General features: G+C 60.5%; 20 protein-coding genes. 5 read left to right on the top strand and 15 right to left on the bottom strand.

The features are described from left to right. Positions 1-4: 4 nt before the first annotated feature. The 7 genes from HNQ39_RS00790 to hisF form a co-directional block, all read right to left on the bottom strand. A complete protein-coding gene (locus HNQ39_RS00790) occupies positions 5-727 on the bottom strand; it encodes a hypothetical protein (protein WP_184191956.1) in 723 nt (240 codons plus the stop codon). Between the two features lie 137 nt (positions 728-864). Further along, a complete protein-coding gene (gene hisI, locus HNQ39_RS00785; protein WP_184191954.1) occupies positions 865-1,257 on the bottom strand; it encodes a phosphoribosyl-AMP cyclohydrolase in 393 nt (130 codons plus the stop codon). A 165-nt stretch (positions 1,258-1,422) separates the two neighbouring features. Beyond that, positions 1,423-1,983, bottom strand: a complete 561-nt coding sequence (locus tag HNQ39_RS00780; protein ID WP_184191952.1) for a hypothetical protein — start codon at positions 1,981-1,983, stop codon at positions 1,423-1,425. Between the two features lie 32 nt (positions 1,984-2,015). Beyond that, the gene (locus HNQ39_RS00775) at positions 2,016-3,227 is read right to left on the bottom strand and encodes an amidohydrolase family protein (protein ID WP_184191950.1); all 1,212 of its coding nucleotides are present in this window, start codon (positions 3,225-3,227) and stop codon (positions 2,016-2,018) included. Continuing rightward, positions 3,224-3,616: an HNH endonuclease gene (locus tag HNQ39_RS30780; RefSeq protein ID WP_184193438.1), complete on the bottom strand. Its 393-nt coding sequence runs from the start codon at positions 3,614-3,616 to the stop codon at positions 3,224-3,226. The genes HNQ39_RS00775 and HNQ39_RS30780 overlap by 4 nt, the downstream gene beginning before the upstream one ends. A gap of 35 nt (positions 3,617-3,651) precedes the next feature. Then, positions 3,652-3,921 (bottom strand): hypothetical protein, encoded by a 270-nt coding sequence (locus HNQ39_RS00765; RefSeq protein WP_184191948.1) that lies wholly within the window; start codon positions 3,919-3,921, stop codon positions 3,652-3,654. A 9-nt stretch (positions 3,922-3,930) separates the two neighbouring features. After that, positions 3,931-4,698 (bottom strand): imidazole glycerol phosphate synthase subunit HisF, encoded by a 768-nt coding sequence (gene hisF / locus HNQ39_RS00760; RefSeq protein ID WP_184193436.1) that lies wholly within the window; start codon positions 4,696-4,698, stop codon positions 3,931-3,933. Positions 4,699-4,734: 36 nt separating this feature from the next. Here hisF and HNQ39_RS00755 point away from each other — a divergent pair, with 36 nt between their 5' ends. Beyond that, positions 4,735-5,841, top strand: a complete 1,107-nt coding sequence (locus HNQ39_RS00755) for a DUF3472 domain-containing protein (RefSeq protein ID WP_184191946.1) — start codon at positions 4,735-4,737, stop codon at positions 5,839-5,841. Here HNQ39_RS00755 and HNQ39_RS00750 read toward each other — a convergent pair. Then, the gene (locus HNQ39_RS00750) at positions 5,830-6,066 is read right to left on the bottom strand and encodes a hypothetical protein (protein ID WP_184191944.1); all 237 of its coding nucleotides are present in this window, start codon (positions 6,064-6,066) and stop codon (positions 5,830-5,832) included. The two genes, HNQ39_RS00755 and HNQ39_RS00750, sit on opposite strands and share 12 nt — an antisense overlap. A 229-nt stretch (positions 6,067-6,295) precedes the next feature. Next, positions 6,296-7,534, bottom strand: a complete 1,239-nt coding sequence (locus HNQ39_RS00745; RefSeq protein ID WP_184191942.1) for a PhoPQ-activated protein PqaA family protein — start codon at positions 7,532-7,534, stop codon at positions 6,296-6,298. Positions 7,535-7,561: 27 nt separating this feature from the next. Here HNQ39_RS00745 and zwf point away from each other — a divergent pair, with 27 nt between their 5' ends. Further along, on the top strand, positions 7,562-9,022 hold the full coding sequence (gene zwf, locus HNQ39_RS00740; RefSeq protein ID WP_184191933.1) for a glucose-6-phosphate dehydrogenase: 1,461 nt from the start codon (positions 7,562-7,564) through the stop codon (positions 9,020-9,022). A 377-nt stretch (positions 9,023-9,399) separates the two neighbouring features. Then, positions 9,400-9,996, top strand: a complete 597-nt coding sequence (gene plsY, locus HNQ39_RS00735) for a glycerol-3-phosphate 1-O-acyltransferase PlsY (protein ID WP_184191931.1) — start codon at positions 9,400-9,402, stop codon at positions 9,994-9,996. A 24-nt stretch (positions 9,997-10,020) separates the two neighbouring features. Here plsY and HNQ39_RS00730 read toward each other — a convergent pair whose 3' ends face one another. The 4 genes from HNQ39_RS00730 to dnaA form a co-directional block, all read right to left on the bottom strand. Further along, a complete protein-coding gene (locus HNQ39_RS00730) occupies positions 10,021-10,701 on the bottom strand; it encodes a Crp/Fnr family transcriptional regulator (RefSeq protein ID WP_184191929.1) in 681 nt (226 codons plus the stop codon). A gap of 7 nt (positions 10,702-10,708) precedes the next feature. Further along, positions 10,709-11,398 carry a phosphoribosylformylglycinamidine synthase subunit PurQ gene (gene purQ / locus HNQ39_RS00725; protein ID WP_184191927.1) on the bottom strand — a complete coding sequence of 230 codons (690 nt, stop codon included), beginning with the start codon at positions 11,396-11,398 and terminating at the stop codon, positions 10,709-10,711. After that, entirely contained in the window at positions 11,395-11,622 is a 228-nt protein-coding gene (gene purS / locus HNQ39_RS00720) for a phosphoribosylformylglycinamidine synthase subunit PurS (RefSeq protein WP_184191925.1), read from the bottom strand. The genes purQ and purS overlap by 4 nt, the downstream gene beginning before the upstream one ends. A 704-nt stretch (positions 11,623-12,326) precedes the next feature. Beyond that, complete coding sequence (dnaA, locus tag HNQ39_RS00715; RefSeq protein WP_184191923.1) at positions 12,327-14,054, bottom strand: chromosomal replication initiator protein DnaA; 1,728 nt, start codon at positions 14,052-14,054, stop codon at positions 12,327-12,329. A gap of 406 nt (positions 14,055-14,460) precedes the next feature. Here dnaA and HNQ39_RS00710 point away from each other — a divergent pair, with 406 nt between their 5' ends. Then, positions 14,461-15,033: a DUF6989 domain-containing protein gene (locus HNQ39_RS00710; RefSeq protein WP_184191921.1), complete on the top strand. Its 573-nt coding sequence runs from the start codon at positions 14,461-14,463 to the stop codon at positions 15,031-15,033. Between the two features lie 61 nt (positions 15,034-15,094). On the opposite strand, the gene HNQ39_RS00705 is transcribed toward HNQ39_RS00710, so the two are convergent. Beyond that, a complete protein-coding gene (locus tag HNQ39_RS00705; RefSeq protein WP_184191919.1) occupies positions 15,095-15,913 on the bottom strand; it encodes a DUF6807 family protein in 819 nt (272 codons plus the stop codon). Next, a complete protein-coding gene (locus HNQ39_RS00700) occupies positions 15,910-17,226 on the bottom strand; it encodes an enolase C-terminal domain-like protein (protein ID WP_184191917.1) in 1,317 nt (438 codons plus the stop codon). Before HNQ39_RS00700 ends, HNQ39_RS00705 begins: the two co-directional genes overlap by 4 nt. Before the next feature lie 187 nt (positions 17,227-17,413). On the opposite strand from HNQ39_RS00700, the gene HNQ39_RS00695 reads away from it, so the two are divergent. Next, positions 17,414-18,079 carry a radical SAM protein gene (locus HNQ39_RS00695; protein WP_184191915.1) on the top strand — a complete coding sequence of 222 codons (666 nt, stop codon included), beginning with the start codon at positions 17,414-17,416 and terminating at the stop codon, positions 18,077-18,079. Positions 18,080-18,083: the final 4 nt, after the last annotated feature.

Below are 18,083 nucleotides of genomic sequence, written 5' to 3'. Positions count from 1 at the left end.
GCTTTTACGCCGCGTAGATCGTGTCTCGGTTTTGCAGGTGGCCCTTGAGAATCTTGCGCGCCACGGGCAGCTTGCCATCGACAACGCCCAAGGCCTTGTCCATCGCGACAAACTTCTCCGCAGCCTGCGGGGTCCGCTCCCCGATAGCGACCCCTTGAGTGTAGAGCGTGTGGTCGAAGTCCTCGCGGGGGTGAACCATGCCATCGTGGATGTGTAGGGTTGGGAAGAACAGCGAGCCGTGCATGCGCGTGTCGAACTCAAAGGCCATCGGGTGGACCGTGGCACCCGTCTTGGCGACAGCCTTGAGCTGAAAGACCGCAAAGCCATAGCGTCGGTAGCCCGGCACCTGGTCCCAGACCTCGGTGGGGAGGACAAAGCGCGGGTCGAGCCGGGCAAAGTCCGCAAGGGTGGGCACAAAGCTGGCCACAAAGTCCCCCACCTCCTCGACCGGCAGCGCCGGGTCGGCGGCCTTGGCTGCGGGCGCAGGAGTCCGACCCCCTGAGCGGGTCGTAGGCGCGACCGGAAAGCCTTTTTTGAGATCGTCGAAGAAGCTCGCATAGCCCTTCAGGTTGATAAAGCGCACGGCATCGGGCTTGTCCTGGACCACCGGGACGGGCAAGATCATGGCGACGGGCTTCTGTGCCTGCCAGCGCATCTGGTAGACCACAAACTGGCTCCCCTTGCCCGTCAGCCGCGCAAAGATGCGCGTATTCGTGACGCTGTCCACCGCACCAGAAAAACAACACATAAGAAATGCCTCCAGAGAGTTGGACTCCCTGGAGGCGGGAGGGCTTCATTTAGCCGGGGCCTGAAAGTCCCCGTCTAAAGCCGCCTTCGGCGAAGCGGGCCGAGCCCGCAGCGGAGCTATTTTTTGCCGTAGAGGGCCTCGGGGTCGGTTAAAACAGGAGCGATCTCGGCCCACTCACCGCTCTCTTGGGCCTCACGGTAGTAGCAGGACTCGTGGCCGGTGTGGCAGGTCGGGCCGATGGGCTCGGCGAGGATGAGGAGCGAGTTGTTCTCGCAGTTGACCCGGATCGAGCGCACCAGGAGGAACATCCCGCTGGTCTCGCCCTTGAGCCAGAACTTCTGCCGTGAGCGGCTCCAGAAACAGACCTTGCCCTCGTTGACCGTGCGGAGCAGCGAGTCGTGGTTCATAAAGCCGAGCATCAGGACGGTCTGGTTGTTGACATCCTGCACAATCGCCGGGATCAGCCCGTTGTCGTCGAAGCGAAGCGTCTCAATAGGAAAGCTAGTCATGGGATAGTTATGGTATCAGATGGGATTTGTCAGGGCTGAAAGTCCCTGCCTAGGCGACGCTTCGCGTCAAGCGGGCCGGGCCCGCGGGGAATTCGGTGCGGCCTCGGGCCGCTTCGCCGAAGGCGCACCCAAAGGGTACCCGGGCAGGGACTTCCAGGCCCTGACCTATTTTTGCCTTGGGAGGTTGCGCGGCTGGCGGCGTGCGACGAGCCACAGTGCTTGGTCGTAGCCATCGCCAAAGTCGATTCGGGTGATATCGGCGCAGGAGAACTTATGGATATCGCCCCACTCGCCGCCACGGGAGACCGCTTGCAAGTGGACTTTCTTCTTCCCAAAGCCGACCACACGCCCAATATAAAACGAGGGATTGGTCTTTTCCTGGTAGACCTCCAGGAGTGGAAAGTGCGCCCCCACCGACGAGAGCAGGCCGGGAATATCCACAAAGAGCAGGTCGGGCTGGGGCCTCGGGCGCTCCCCCATGAGCTTGAGTGCAGTCGGGGCGAAGGTATCGTCCTCGGTGCACTCCTGAATGTCCTTGAGGCGTATGGCGGTGTAGCCATTGAGCCGCATGGTCCCCGAGCTCAGCACATGAAAGACCACCAGAGTCTCGGAAACCCCCACCACAAACCCACGCCATGGCCGGCCATCAAAGGCCCTCCGCACCCAGACCAAGCTCTCGGTGGTGTAGGCCAGCTCCAGCGCGCGAACGATCTCCCCACGTTTCATGTCACAAACCTCCTACTTTCTCTATCGCCTACCTACTGAGGCAGGTTAAAACACGCCGCCTGGTTGCCGCCCATCCAGCGCCCCGCCACGGCAATCGCCTGCTTCTCCGTGAGGAGCGCCTCGTCTACCTCGGCCTGGAGCGCCCGCGTGAGCCATGTCCGCGCTTGAAACGCATAGCTTACCGCCACATTGGGCCAGAACGAGTCGCCGCCAAAGGCAAAGAGCTTATTCGCCGGAACCGCGTGGATGGCGTGGCGCACAAAGTCGCGGGTGGCGTACGGGTCGATACTCCAGGCCCAGCAGAGATCCAGGAAAACATTGGGAAAGTGCTTGGCGAGGGCAATTTGTTCGTGGCCGTAGGGATAGCTCGTGTGCATGAGCACAAAGCGCGCCGCGGGGTAGGCCCGTAGCAGGCCGGTCAGCAGCCCCGAGGGCACCCGCTCGATGGGCATGTAGCTATGACCGGCGTAGTAGCCCGTGTGGATCTTGATCGGAAGCTCGTGGCGAGTCGCCTCCTCAATGCACCGGGAAAACATCCAGTCCCCCAGCGCGAGCTTCTCCGACTCCGTGTGTTCCGTCTTCCCTAAAAGCGGCGCGATCTCGCTGTCGGTGCGCGCCTGCCAGAGCAGCGTGCGATTGTAGGCATGCTGGCTCTTGATGGCAATCGCTTTGGGTGCCCACTGCGCGAAGCGAGCGCCGATATGCTCCCGAACGGCGTCAGGAGTCGTGCAGCCCTCGGGTACGTTGCCCTGGACGAGCCCCACGACACTGATGTCGTACTGGAAAAAGCCATCGTCGCTGGGCGTGCACTCCCAGCGAAAATCATCTATCTGGACATAGGAAAGATTCGCAATATCTCGCAAGAGCCGTAGCCGCTCGCCCGGTCTGCGAAAGCTCTCCGCAATTTTCTGCGCCGCGGGGAGCGCTTCGGGGACAAGCTCGTCAAGGCCATAGACACGCTTTGCGGTCAGCCGCACTGCCTGGCCATAGCCGGTGTGCTGGATCGCCTCCCAGGCTGCGCGAACGCCTAGAAAGCGCCCTGCCAAGTCCGGATCGCTCGCATCCGTCAGCTTCTTCAGCGCCTCAGGCGTTGCCCCTGCCACCCGCAGGTCGGCCTGGGTGTAGTGGTCAAACAAGTCCTGCAAGACATCCGGCGACTCGGCGAGAAATTTCTCCTCGCTATGAAGATGCTCATGCGTATCCGCCAGCGGCGTCGCCGCGATAAAAGCGCTAAGGTCGGTCATAGATTTTCCTCCAAGAATCGAAGGCGCTCCTCATAAAGTTGAAGCAGCTCCTGCTGCCGAACGATCATTTCTTCGAGAAGAGTTTGGTAGGCAAGCTGAGTTACCTCTTCTCGGCGACGAAATACGAGCGCCTCGCGATTTAAGTGTTGAAGCGCAATATGGAACCCACCAAGAGATGTAATAGCTACCAATAACCCACTAAAACTATCAAGTGTAAAGTGTATTTCTAAACGATCTTGCCGAGGATGAAGAACGCGTGCTTGGCTTTCCGGATGGTTGCCACCCCAAAAATCTCCTTTGTAGAGGTTGCAACGAAAGCAAGCGTAAACAAGGTTTTCTAGATCATCGGTGCCTTGTGCGGAGAGTGGCTGGTAGTGATCAACTGTCAGCTCGCCCCCCGCTTGATGTTCAGATGTGCCATGTCCTACGCCGTATGAACTTGGGGAGCCTGGCGGAGCTGGGAAAGTTGCTCGCGTAGCTGACTTCCACGCTCCTGCAAACGTGAAAGCTCAGCCTCTAGCTCCTGGATACGCAGCTCGACGCCCCCCTGATGGGCTCTCACTTCGCTAAGTTCCTGGGCATCCAGCTCGGCTAAGGTCGTTTGATAGAACGCAAAGTCATCGGCAGACAGAACCTCACCTTGAACATGACGCAGATGCAGGTCTTGGAAACGGCGGGTTTGGGTTGCGTTCATAACAGTATTTTACAGCTTCCGCACCGCGACGCCATTTTCTGCCAAATAGTCTTTGAGCTGCCCGACCGTGTACTCGCCGTAGTGGAGCATGGAGGCGAGGAGCACTGCATCGGCGCGGCCCTCGGTGACGGCATCGACTAGGTGCTGCGGGGTCCCCGCTCCGCCGGAGGCGATCACGGGAATGGGCACAAGCTCGGAGACCGCGCGGGTGAGCGGCAGGTCGTAGCCGGTCTTCATGCCGTCAGCGTCCATCGAGGTGAGGAGAATCTCGCCCGCCCCGAGCTTTGCGACTTTTTCCGCCCACTCCAGCGCGTCGATTCCTGTGGGCGTCCGCCCGCCGTGCGAGTGCACCTCCCAGCCCGATTTTGTGTTGCCCGTTTTCTTTGGGTCAATGGCAACCACGATGCACTGGCTCCCGAAGCGCTCGCTAGCCTCACGGATCAGGTCGGGGTTCTTGAGCGCGGCGGAGTTGATCGAGACCTTATCGGCACCCGTGGCCACCATGCGCCGGACATCGTCCACGCAGGTGATCCCGCCGCCGACCGTGAAGGGGATAAAGACCTGCTCCGCCACCCGGCTGGCCAGCTCGAAGATTAAGCTGCGCTTGTCCGATGAGGCCGTGATATCCAGAAAGACCAGCTCATCGGCGCCCTGGGCATCGTAGCGCGCGGCAAGCTCCACCGGGTCGCCCGCATCGCGCAGGCCCAGGAAGTTGACGCCCTTGACGACGCGGCCCTCTTTGATATCGAGACAGGGAATAATCCGGCGGGTTAGCATGACTTTCATTCTATCGCGGCGAATTATTGGGACAGTATGAAACAAGAATCCACCCTACGTGTCCCCGCCTTCACCGCCTACGAAGAGCAAGGGGTCACGGTCTGGTACGGCGAGCTCAAGCAAGCCGGCTCCCTCACCCTCGACCTGGAAGGCAGGCAAGGCGAGCTGTTTGTCGAAAAAGTGCCCGCAGAGGGTATCCGCATGCCCCGTGGTGCCGGCAAGCGCTTTGTCGGTGCCAAAGAGACGGTCACCGTCACGACTGGCTACTGGCGCTTCACGGTACGCGGAAAAGCCGAGGCGCTGCTACTCTCGGGTCCGGCCGCCAAAGACGCGCACTTTAACCTCAAGGAACGCAAGAATGCGGCCTCGGTGCACCTAAGCTACGCGCTCGATAAAGAGATTAAGGCGGAGTGGTTCTACAACGAAGTCACCGTCCGCACCGAGCCACTGCACTCGTACTACATGGCCTGCGGGTTTAAGCGCGGCTACTTTGGGATTCAGGTCAACAGCCCCACCGAGCGGCGGATCATCTTCTCGATCTGGGACAGCGGCAACGAGGGCGTGGACCGCAGTAAAGTCGCCGACGAAGACCAAGTGAAGCTCCTAGCCAAGGGCGACGGTGTCGTGGCGAGTGGCTTTGGCAACGAGGGGACGGGCGGGCACAGCCACCTGGTCTACCCATGGAAAAAGGACACGACCTATAAGTTTCTCGTCCACGCCCAGCCCGAGTATGTCGGCATCCGTCAACTGACCGTCTACTCAGGCTACTTCTGGTTCCCCGAGAAGCGTAGCTGGGGCCTGATCGCCCGCTTCCGTGCGCCCAAAGACGGCAGCTACCTCTCGGGCTTGTACTCGTTCAACGAGAACTTCTGGGGCGATAACGGGCAGCTTCTTCGTCTGGCGGAGTTCGGCCCAAGCTGGGTGCGCACCAGCGACGGCAAGTGGCAAGAGCTAGCAGCAGCCAGCTTTAGCTGCGATGCAACGGGTCGCGCCAAGGACCGCCTCGACTTTGCCGCAGGGGTCGCCAAGAGCGGGCGCTGGTATCTTTCCAACGGCGGCTTTGTCAAGAACGGGATCGCCTACAAAGACCCACTCCCGCCCCGGACGCTCCACGGCATGCCCCCCGAGACCCTACCCGCGTAGCATGCGCCGGCTCAGTGCCAGCGTGAAGCTCCCTAGAACCAGTGCTCCCAGGCCCTCGACCCGAGGGCCTTTTGGCTGTGCCTGAAGGACTGTCTGACGAAGCGACTCAGCGCGGGCGCGCTTGGCCCCCGCCACCGTCACCGCACAAAAACCTCCAAAGAGGCCGAGAGTGGACAGCGCCATCATTGCCGCCACAAATTTGTCTTTATTGTTAAGATAGCCCACGATGACAGCATGCTACCCACGACAACCTATGTTTAACACTATATACAAGCATAAACCCGTATTCCTACGGATAAAGATTTAATTTTCCAGGAGAGTCGGGGATTAAAATCCCCGGCTCCCGAAAAAAAGCGTCCCGAGGACGCGGAAACAGGCTCGCTCCACGCGTCCCCGGGACGCTCCCCAAAGTGCAGCCGGGGCTTTCAATCCCCGGCCTTCCATACCCGGCTCGCTAGCGCCCCAGGATCTGCATCTGGGTTGCCAGGGTGAAGGGCTTTCCGGGCTCCAGCTCGTAGGTCAGCTCCCCGTAGCAGGCGGCGAAGCCGGTCTCTGGGGCTTGGTAGCGCCCCCGGGCCTGCCTCCCCGCGGCCGTGATCTCCTCCGATGTCCACTTAGAGTCGCGGAAGTCGGTGGTGGCGGAGGTGCAGCGGAAGATTCGCGCCGAGGTCAGCGGGGCATCGCTCTCAACCAAGAGCTCCGCGGTGCGCTTCGTGGCTGTCCACTTCCAGCGGGGAGCGGGCCATTTTTTCTTTGCGGCCAGGGTGCGCGCAAAGGCGGAGAGAGTAGTCAGCAGCCGCCCGCGGTCTTCCATGCCGTGGCCTGAGTTGGGAAGATAGAGCACCCACTTGCTCCCCTTGAGATCGTCCCAGTAGAGATTGAGCGCATCCTGGGACCAGTAGCGGTCGTTGGTGCCCAGCAGGAGGAGCTTGGGCAGGGTCAGCTGATCCCGGTAGGAGATCGGGTCCTCTAGCTTCATCAGATCCTTGCCACGAGGTGCCAGCAGGAGCTTGTCAAACCCGACAGCCGTGTAGTCGGCCACCTGCTCGCTGGGCTTGCCGTACATCTCCAGCTGGTGCGGGATCTGCTTGGGCACATTGAGGATATCGATCACCATGGGAGCGATCCCGACGACGCGCTTGTCCTCGCTGGCTCCCACCAGCCAGGTGGTCCAGCCGCGCTTGCTCGCGCCGGTGATCAGGAAGCGCCTCAGCTCGGGGCGAAACGCCTGGAGCGCGTCCATCGCCTTGATCACCGCCTTGGCCATCGGGAAGTGGAGCGGCCAGGTGTCATCGCCGTTCTCTAAGAATTTTTGCCAGGTATAGACAATTAATGCATCTTCCGTGAGGCCACCGTAGAGCGGCTGCTTGGGGATGTGGTAGAGGATCGCAAAGACATTGCCGGTGTTATTGGCCGCCGACATCCCGATCAGCTCCTCGCTCACATTGCCGCCGCCGCCCGTATTGAGCAGGGTACAGAAGTCTGGGGAGGTAATCTTAGCGGGCACAAAGAGCTGGAGCCGGTGCTCCCAGACATGCTCGTGCCAGGTCTGGGAGACCAGCCAGAGGTCGTAGATCACGCCCCCCGCGAGCTTCTTCTCGCCGCGCTTCTCCCACTTGTAGACAGGCTCGGGGCGGGCGATATAGCCCTTGAGTCCCCCCTCGAAATTTCGTGTAAATCGTCGTCGGTTCATGGTTGTCTATGATACCCTGAGATCGTAATGAACGACCTCGATCCCTGCGTCTTTGTTCTCTTTGGCGCAACCGGCGATCTTACCCGCCGCAAGCTGACTCCTGCCCTCTACGCCCTCCACCGTGAGGGGCTTCTCCCCAAGGACTTTGTCGTGCTGGCCTACGCCCGCCGCGATAAAGACGACCTGGTCTTCCGTGCGGACCTCAAGGCCAACATGGCCGAGTTCGCCCCCAGTATCCCGCTGGACAAGTGGGACAGCTTCGAGCAGCGCTGCTTCTATGTCCGTGGCGAGTTCGACTCTCCCGAGGGCTTTGCCGCGCTCCGAACCAAGCTGGAGTCGCTCGATACGGAGACCAACACGCACCACAACTGGCTCTTCTACATGGCAATCCCCCCGGAGCAGTACGAGGGCGTGGTTGGGCACCTGGGCGCGGCGGGGCTCTCGCGGCGCGGGATGACCGAGCAGGGCTGGGCGCGTGTGATTGTTGAGAAGCCCTTTGGCTACGATTTAGAGACCAGCCGCCATCTTAACGCGGCCCTATTGGAGCACTTCACGGAGGACCAGGTCTACCGAATCGACCACTACCTGGGCAAAGAGACCGTCCAGAACATCCTCTTCTTCCGCTTTGCCAATGAGATCTTCGAGCCGCTCTGGAACCACAAGTATGTCGATCATGTCCAGATCACGGTCGCGGAGAAGATCGGGGTGGAGGGGCGCGGCAACTTCTTCGATGCCACGGGAATGACGCGCGATGTCCTGCAGAACCACGCCCTCCAGATTGTCTCTCTGGTGGCGATGGAGCCGCCGGTGCGCCTGGATGCCAACGCCATCCGCGATGAGAAAGTCAAGGCGATCCGGGGAATCCGGCCGATCCCGCGCGAGGATGTCCACAAGCTCACCGTGCGCGGCCAGTACGACAGCTACCGCCACGAGGAGGGGGTTCCGCCCGGCTCGGACACCGAGACCTTTGTGGCGATGAAGTTCCACATGGACAACTGGCGCTGGGCGGGAACTCCGTTCTATGTGCGCTGCGCCAAGGCGATGCCCAAGCGCACGACCGAGGTGGCGGTGCAGTTCCGCGCGATCCCGCAGGTGCTCTTTGCCAAGATGAAGCGCGATGAGGTCCAGCCCAATGTCTTGGTGCTGCGCATCCAGCCCGACGAAGGCATTTTCTTGCAGATGGGGGCGAAGCAGCCGGGGCCGGACATGACCCTCCACCCCGTGAATCTGGGCTTTCTCTACCGCGATGAGTTCAAGGACATGCCCATCGCCGATGCCTACGAGCGCCTGATCCTAGACACCATCCGCGGCGATGCCAGCCTCTTTGCCCGCGGCGACGAGGTCGAGGCGGCGTGGAAGCTCCTGACCCCGGTCCTCGAAGCCTGGAAAGAGCGCCCCCACGATGTCCAGCCCTACTTCACCGGCACCTGGGGCCCCGAGAAAGCCAGCACCCTCCTAGAGCCCGGCCAGACCTGGCGCGAGCCCTAGTTTCGCCCCTCCGCACCCCCAGAGGGGGCTCTCCGCCCCCTCTCACCTCATAAAACCCTTCAATCCTACAGATCATTATTCAGAAAAATCCAATCAATACAAGGCATTGTAATTATTAAATTCACAACTACAGAGAACTAAAACACTATAACATATTTCAAACACCTAAAAATCATATCAAAAATCAACATAATAAAAATCAAATCTCCAAACTAAAAAGACAAAACAATACTTATCACTCTATACAATAACTTTAACATCAATATAAAAACGTAATAAAAGAGTAAAAAGCGTCTTCAAGCAATAATTCAAAACATTCACTACTCTATCTCAAACCTTATTTCTGGCCCCCTTCCGCCGCAGGGTAAAATGAAGGCATGCCTTCGTATGTGCTCTGTCTGCTCGCGTTTTTTGTGGGTGCCATTCCGTTTGGGCTCCTCATTGGCAAGCTCAAGGGAATTGACCTAAGAGAGAAAGGCTCGGGCAATATCGGTGCGTCCAACGCCATGCGCCAGCTGGGCAAGCCGCTGGGGATCTTGGTCTTTGTGCTGGACACGCTCAAGGGGCTCCTGCCGACCCTGCTGGCCCACCAGCAAGCGCTGAGCCCCGAGTGGGTGGTCGGGGTGGGGCTGGCGGCGGTCTTTGGGCACATCTACTCCCCCTTTGTGCGCTTCAAGGGCGGTAAGGGAGTGGCGACCACGCTGGGGGTCTTGCTGGGGCTGGACTGGCGCGTGGGGCTGCTGGGCTTCGGAGTGTTTCTGGTGGTCACCGCTGTTACGGACTACATCTCTGTGGGCTCTATCACGGCCGCTGTGGCCCAAGCGGCGCTCTTTTGGGTCTTTGGCGACCCACTGCCCATGAAGCTCTTCGGGGCGGTCGTGGGGGTGTTTGTGATCCTGCGCCACCGCAGCAATATCCAGCGGCTCCTCAAGGGCGAGGAGAACCACTACCGGAAGAAAACACCAGCCCCCTGACCCCCAAGATTGGGGGGCCAGGCCTTACTGGGCGCGCTTGGAGAGGGCGTCGTGGTTGTGGACCGTGATGTGGTAGGTCGTGTCCACGGTGATGTAGCCCTTCTGCTTGAAGTAGCCCATCGCCTTGTTCACGGACTCACGGGACGCCCCCACGAGGCTCGCCATATCGTTCTGGGTGAGGCGCAGGCCGATCAGCCGCCCGCCCTCGACATCGGTGCCGTGGGTCTGGGAGAGGTGCAGGAGCTGGCTGGCGATCCGGCCGTAGACATCCTGGCTGGAGAGCGAGCGAATCCAGCTCGTGGCGCGGCGCAGGCGGCCTGCCAGCTGCTTGAGAAGCTCCACCGCGATCGCAGGAACCGCGTGCAGGCAGGCGTGGAAGTCGGTGGCGGAGAGAACCAGCACCTCAGTAGACTCTAGCGCGACCACATCGGCGGAGCGCTCCTCGCCATCGAGAACCGAGAGCTCCCCAAAGAAGTCTCCAGGGCGGTAGATGGCGATAATGGTCTCGTCCTCGGAGTCTAGGTAGGCGCACTTTGCCTTCCCCGATGTCAGGATAAAGAGGGAGTCGCCGGGGCTATCACGGCGGACAATCACCTCACGCTCGGCGTAGTTTCGTCGCTTCAGGTGCTTTGCGACATACTCCAGCTGCTCTTCCGTGAGCCCTGAGAAGAGTGGGACCGCTCCCAGTACCTTTGCAAGCATCATACCAGTGTTATACCTGAGCCTGAGCCAGTGTGGCAAGAATGCTCTCGAACATCACGGCACCATCGGCGGAGCCCAGTGCGGCCCGAATGGCGCGCTCGGGGTGGGGCATCATTCCCATCACATTGCGATTGGGCCCCCCCAAGATCCCCGCGATATCGTCGAAGGCACCGTTGGGGTTCCCATTGGCATAGCGGAAGAGAATCCGATCCTCCGCGATCAGCTGGGCATGCGTGGCCTCATCGCAGACATAGCGCCCCTCGCCGTGTGCAATCGGGATCGAGAGCAGAGCCCCCTTCTCGCTGGTGCAGGTAAAGGGCGAGCTGGTTGTCTCCACTCTCAAATCGACATGCTTGCAGGCAAACTTCAGCCCCTCGTTGCGTGCCAGGGCACCGGGCAGCAGCCCCGCCTCACAGACAATCTGGAAGCCATTGCAGATCCCCATCACCAAGCCACCGTCGTGGGCAAAGGCCGCGACTTCGTCCATGATCGGCGCAAAGCGGGCAATCGCACCGGCCCGGAGCGCATCGCCGTAGGAGAAGCCTCCGGGAACGATGACGATATCGACCCCTTGCAGGTCCTTGTCTTGGTGCCAGAGCAGCTTGGCCTCGCCACAGCCCAGCTCGCTCCAGGCATTTGCCGCATCGCGGTCGCAGTTGGAGCCGGGGAAGACAATCACCCCTGCTGTGAAGCCACTCACCCGTCCACCTCGATCTTGTAGGACTCCATCACAGGATTGGCCAGTAGCTTCTCGCACATCGCCGTGACATCCGCCGGATTGGCCGTCTCCAGCTCGATCACCTTGCCGACACGGACATTGGCGACATCGGTATAGCCCAGGCTGTGAAGGGCTTCCTGGATGGTGCGGCCTTGGGCATCCAGAAGAGCAGGCTTGAGCGTGACGGTAACGGTGACTTTGGGCAAGAGAGGTTCCTTTCGAGAGTGCTGAAAATACGGGTGGGACGGCTCTCAGTATGCCATGCCATCGGCCTCACTGTCAAGGCAAGAGGCGAGCCTCGAATCTCGCCTCGCGCTTCTTTCTTAGTTTTCTACTCTTTCTTTTTTTATTACTCTTAGTAGTAGTAGTAGGGGAGAGCCCAGCCTGTGGATAACTCGGCAAAAACAGGCAAACGCTTTGACTGACAAAGTAAAAAAATGCTCTAAAAAAGGCAAACAGAGCACAAACAAAAGACACTCTCTATCGAGAGAAAAACTAGATTTAGGGGCAAACAGAGTTATCCACAGGCCTGTGGATAACTCGCTCTAGCCTGTGGATAACTCGGCAGTTATCCACAGGCAGGCTCTGAGTTATCCACAGGTTATCCACAGGCAAACGCTTTTCAAACGAAAGTTATCCACAGGCCGCCCGAGTTATCCACAAGTTATCCACAAGTTATCCACAGGTTATCCACAGGTTATCCACAGGTTATCCACAGGCCCTGTGGATAACTTTTTTTTAATTCTTCGGGGGAAACAGGTAATTTCTGTAGGGTTTTACTTGAGACAAATATGAGACATAAGAAGATATGTAGAAAACTATAGAGGTTTATTCAGACGCAAAAAGACAGATCAAGCAGCAATGCTCGATCTGTCGCTCTTAGGGAGGCCCTTAAGGGGGTTATGTAGGGCTAAGGAGTGGCTTCGTGACGGATTTCTGTGGTTAGCTCGCCGACCAGCTCGCGCAGGGTGTCGTCGCCGGTGAGCTGCTCGCGCAGGCTGCTACAGGCGTGCATGACGGTCGTGTGGTCGCGGCCGCCGAAGAACTGCCCGATCCCGGGGAGGCTGGTCTCGGTGAGCTCGCGCATGAGCAGCATCGCGACCTGGCGGGCACGGGCGGTCTCTTTGTCGCGCTTCTTGCCCTTGAGCGCCTCGGGATCGAGGCCGTAGCGGCGCGCCACGACCTTCTGGATGACCTCGGCGGTGATCCGGCCGCGTGGACCGCCTGTGGCGGCTTGTGCGGCCTCCAGGAGGGCCACGGGGGCGTCTTCTGAGTCACCGGGAAGGGTTAGGCCCGCTGAGGCAAAGTAGCGCTCCAGGATGTCCGAGGCGAGCTCTTCCGTCACGGGGGAGTTGACCAGCGACGCGTAGGCGACCAGCTTGACCAGGGCACCCTCTAGGGTTCGGATATTGCTCTGCACCAGGCGCGCCATGTACATCAACACATCGTCGGGGATGCGCATGCGCTCCAGCTCGGCTTTTTTCTGTAGGATCGCCAGGCGCGTCTCAAGGTCGGGCGGCGCGATATCGGCGATCAGCCCGGACTCAAAGCGCGAGCGCAGGCGCTCGTCCATCATCTTCAGCTCCCGGGGGCTCCGGTCCGACGAGATCACGATCTGCTTGCCGGTCTGGTAGAGGGCGTTGAAGGTGTGGAAAAACTCTTCGTTGGTCTTGTCCTTGCCCGCGATGAACTGAATATCATCGAGAAGGAAGACATCGACATTGCGCCAGCGGCGGCGGAACTCCTCCATCTTGTTCTCGCGGCTGGCTTTGACAAAGGCGGTGGTGAAGGCCTCGCCGGAGACATAGCAGACATGCTCCGACCCCCGCTGCGCCGCGATCTCGTGGCCGATGGCGTGCATCAGGTGGGTCTTGCCGATTCCAGGAGGGCCGTAGAGAAAGAGGGGGTTGTAGACCTCGCCGGGGGCCTGTGCGACCGCGTGGGCACCACCCTCCGCCAGTCGGTTGCTGCGCCCCGTGACAAAAGAATCGAAGGTGTAGCGGGGGTTGAGCTGCGGGGAGTCCGGGTTGCCGGGCTGTGAGTGCGTGTTGGCACCCGTGCGCGGGAGAGCGGTCTGTGCGGGTTTCGTGCGCGCGGGGGCAAGAGAGACGCGTGGCGCGGGGACGACCACGATCTCGGGCTCAAGGGTGAGGATTTCCCCTTGAGGCTCTGGCAGTGCGGCTACCAGAGCCCCAGTGGGTGCGGATTCCTGTTCGAAACGGGTGAGCGCTTCGGTCGGAGCGAGGAAATGACCGTCGGTCGGTGCCTCGAACAGGCTTGGTGTGATCGCCCTTGGTTGGCCTGACTGCTCGGCAAAGGTGCGGCTTTGCGGTTGCAGCAAGGCAAACTGAAGTCGGACCTCCCGGTCCAGGATCTCTTCGAGCAGTCCTTGGATCAGGGGAGTGTGCCGCTTCTCTACCCACTCACGGGTGAAGGCCGAGGGGACTCCCAAAACAACCTGGCAGAGAATCCGTCCTTCGACCATGGGCTCGTGGAGCGCCAAGGGCTTCAGGGTGCGGATATGTGCCTCAAACGTCGGCTTATTCACTCGTGTTGCGAGCATCCGAAGTGCGCGGTCCCAGGCGCGCCGCAGGACGATAGGAATCTCTTCGTCCTCAAATTGTAGTTGCTCGCTCACGTCGTCTTTGTGCTCCCCGTCCCAGATCCACCAGGCAGATTCTGGCGAGGAGACGGAGGGGATTCTAGCCCACGTGGAGGCAAGCCGCAAGGACGTCGAAACCGTCGTTTGCTGTGTTTAGCCAGCGTCAGAAGTGTTAAATTCGCGCGAATAGTAGCATTAAAATTTTTAGCTTGCAATACCTGCGAAACCTGTACACATTGCCTCTAGACAGGGTACTATGCGTCGGGTGAACATCTGTTCATAATATTTTTAAATGATAGATATAGATACTAAAATAGGTCTAATAGTATATCGGATAGTGCTTCTCTCCGTGATTGTCTCCGTTGGCTTTTCGTTTGCCTGTTCGCATTGGGCAAACTCCGATGGGCGCAGTGCGATTGTCCTGAATCTCTTAAACTTGGCTTTGTTTGTTTTATACACGATCAAAGCCCGCCAGAAGGCACTCGCTTGTTTGCTTTTCTCCGCCGCTGTCTTTGGGCTTGTGGAGCTCCTGGCCGACTTTCTGTGCGTCCGCAGCACGCGAACTCTGGACTACTCCGTGGCCCGCTCGCCGCTGCTCTGGGAGTCGCCGTGGTGGATGCCGCTCTCGTGGGCGATTGTGGCGCTCCAAGTGGGGGTGCTCGGGAATCGGGCGACCGAGCGCTTTGGTTTGGTACGGGGTGCGCTACTCACGGGGCTGCTGGGTGCCTTGCTGATCCCGTTCTACGAAGAGATGGCCTGGGGAGCGCACTGGTGGCGCTACCAGAACTGCTGGATGCTGGGCCACACACCGGTCTATATCATTGTGGCGGAGTTTGTGATCGGGGCGGGCTTGGCGCTCTGGGGGCACTTTACGCTCCGCACCGAGTCCTACCGCCGCGCCGCTCTCCTTGGGGCGCTGGCAGGGCTGGTGACGGTCCTGGGGGGCTTAGTGGGCTGGGGGCTGGTCGAGTTTCTCGGGCGTGGTGCGCGGCCGGTATGGCCCCTGGCCTCATGAACGAGGCGGGCACGCTTCGCTTCTGGCGTCCCGCCACGATGTCGCTCCGCGACTAGAGCCCCTACAAGTAGTTTTCTATTTCGGCGGCGTCTATTCGGCGGGGGAGGATCAGGACTCGGACTTGGTAGGTGAGGGTCTCGCCAGCTTTGAAGACAATCGGCTCGTGGAAGAGGGGGGCGGGGCCGAAGAAGTTGTAGTCGGTCTTGGCGGCGCCGTAGAAGGGCTCGGGGTAGCGGGTGTTCTCAGGCGAGGGGAGAAAGACCACGGCGCAGTCCTTGCCGTCGGGGGTGGTGCCCTCAATTCCGCCCCACTTGTAGCGCTCGCCGGTGCAGCGCGTGGTGATTGTGCCGTCATCGAAGACCAGCCGCGGGTTCTCTAAGTCATTTTTGAGGCGCACGAAGAGGCCGCCGTAGCCGCCCCAGGTGGTAAAGGGCGTTCGGTCGAGAGTTACGTCTTCGAGTGCTTCTAGCTTCGTGTAGCACTGGAGTAGGCTCGCGCCCGATTTATCTATCTGATAGCGCCACTCACGGTAGTCACGAAGACGATCCTGGTCTTGGTCACGCCAGTTTGCAGCACTTGTGATTCGAAAGGAGTCATCGGGGAGCGCACTGCACTGTGGCGTGTTCATTGTCTCCTGTCGCCCGAAGATTTCATCCCGCTCTTCCCAGTAGTTGATGCCATTGACGAACTTAAACGCAAACCAGAGGCCGCGGTGCCAGATGTGGTCGGTGGGCTCGTGCTCGGTGATGACGGTGCCGTCGGGGAGGCGTAGCGGGTGGACGAAGGGCTTGGGGGCCGACCCGTAGTCGTAGCGCAGACGCTCGATCCCGTTGTCGTCGGTGAGGCCGATCCACTGGCCGATTTCGTGGGTGATTCTCATGGCGTGATTGTACCGTCGGTGATGGTGAGGGTGGGCCAGCCCGCAGCGGAGCGGTGGTAGAGGGTCGGGTGGGCGGCGAGGGCGGCGTCCTGGGTGGCCGTATCGAACATCGAGAGCCCGGCGAAGTAGTGGTGGCCGTTGCGCTCGACACTCTCAATTCCGAGGGCGGCCATCACCGCGAGGTCCTGCTCCAGACAGACCGGGCCGACACAGGTGAGGTCCTCGCCGGAGAGAAGGGCACCGCGCTTTTTGGCCAGACAGGCGTTGGTGACTCCCTTGAAGACTCCCTTGCAGCCTTTGTGGCTCGTCCCGGCGTAGCCCAAGGCCAGTGCGCGCGGAAAATCCCCGATTGCCCCGTCGGACTCGTCGATAATAATGGGCGGGTGCCCTTCCCACGCCGCGAGCCCCGCTCCCGCCGCATCGGTGAGGGCGTGGTCGCGGTGGAGCGGCTGCTCAATAAAGAGGCAGCGGAGTTTGTGGTCCGTTGGTAGGCCGTCCCAGAAGGCGCGAACCGTCGCAAAATCCGTGTAGGACTCATTGGCGTCGAGTGTGAAGGCCCAGTCAGTGGGCGCATGAGCGGCGCAGACCTCCAAGACGGCACGGGTGCGGGCGATATCCGCCTCGACATTGCCCCCGAGCTTGAGCTTGAAGTGCTTTAGCCCGTAGGTGGCTATGTTATCCTCCAGGGTCAGAGGAAGTCCATCATCAATGCTGGCTCCCCCATTATTGGGGGCGGGGGGGGCCAGCGGATCAGCCATCCCGACCGTGTGGCGGAGCGTGATTTGCTGGCGTGGCGCTTCGGGGAGCCAGTCGGCGGGCTGCGTCCCCGCCAGCTCGGGATGCACCGCGCCCAGCTCGATCCCGAAGGCATTGGTCTTGAGAAGCGCGTGGAAGGGCTGGCCGGTGGCGTTGCAGAGCGCATCAATGACGGCACGCTCCACTAAAGTGACCGGAAAGTGTGTCCAAAGTCCTGGCAGGCCCGTCTCTTGTGCATAGGCCGCTTGCTTTTCATAGAGTGCCTGCCAGAGGGCAAAGGCGGTCGGTGCCTCTAAGCCCGTCGCCCACTCCAGAACTGTCTCGATCAGCGCGATCAGCTCGGCGTTGTCGGCCTCTGGCGAGGTGTCCGGGCGCTTGTAGAGCCACTTGGGCGAGAGGTGCTCGGCAGCGATCCCCGTGGCATGTTGGCCGTCTATTTCCACCTCCGCCTCCACAAAGGCATGCGTGAGGTCGGTGACCGTGGCGATCCCGTAGCGAAAAGGCAGGCGCAGGCGCAGGTCTTGCAGGCGCAGGCGACAGCGGGCGATGCGAATCATGGGGAGATTATAGCGGATCGCGTCGATTTAGATCGCCCCGGTTAGAGCGGGGCGTCTTGCTGTCGCTGCGCGACACGAAGGCCTCCGGCCATACCAATTTATGGGCGGAGCCCTTTGTGTCCGAGGAACGAGGACAGCTAGACGCTCCCGTTCATGGGAGCGAGACGCGGGCGGGGTAAAATACCCCGTGAGTTTTCCTCTTCCTACCTACCAGGGCCAGACCCCCGATCCCGCTGCGGCCACCAAAGAAGCCGTCGCGATCTGGAAGACCGGCAAGATTCCCCTCGTGGAGATCTTCTACTCATTGCAGGGCGAGGGCGGGCGCGTGGGCCAGGCGACCGTCTTTGTGCGCTTGGCGGGCTGCTCGCTGGCCTGCTCGTTCTGCGACACGGACTTTCGGGTAAAGCGCGTGCTAACGATTGAGGAGATCGTCGCCGAGGTCTTGGGGTTTGGTTGCGAGTGGGTCTGCCTCACCGGCGGCGAGCCGACTCTCTTTGACCTCAAGCCGCTCTGCGATGCCCTTCACGGCGCGGGCCTAAAGCTCCAGATCGAGACCAATGGCATGCACCCGCGCCCGGAGTGGGGGCTGGAGCACATCACAGTCTCGCCAAAAGAGACCGAGGGCGGTCATATCAAGCCCTGGTACTTTGAGCACGCCACGGAGTTTAAGTACGTGGTGGATGACGAGGCGGATGTATATCGTGCACAATGTTCTCTTTTCCCGGGGACGATCTATCTCCAGCCCAATGCCCTCAACCCCGCTGCAACTCCGCTGTGTATCGAGGCCGTGAAGAATCAGCCCCAGCGCTTCCGGCTGAGCCTCCAAACCCATAAATTGCTGGAGATTCCGTGAGGCA

It is taken from the genome of Armatimonas rosea, assembly GCF_014202505.1.
Lineage (GTDB): Bacteria > Armatimonadota > Armatimonadia > Armatimonadales > Armatimonadaceae > Armatimonas > Armatimonas rosea.
This window is presented reverse-complemented; position numbering and strand designations above follow the sequence as displayed.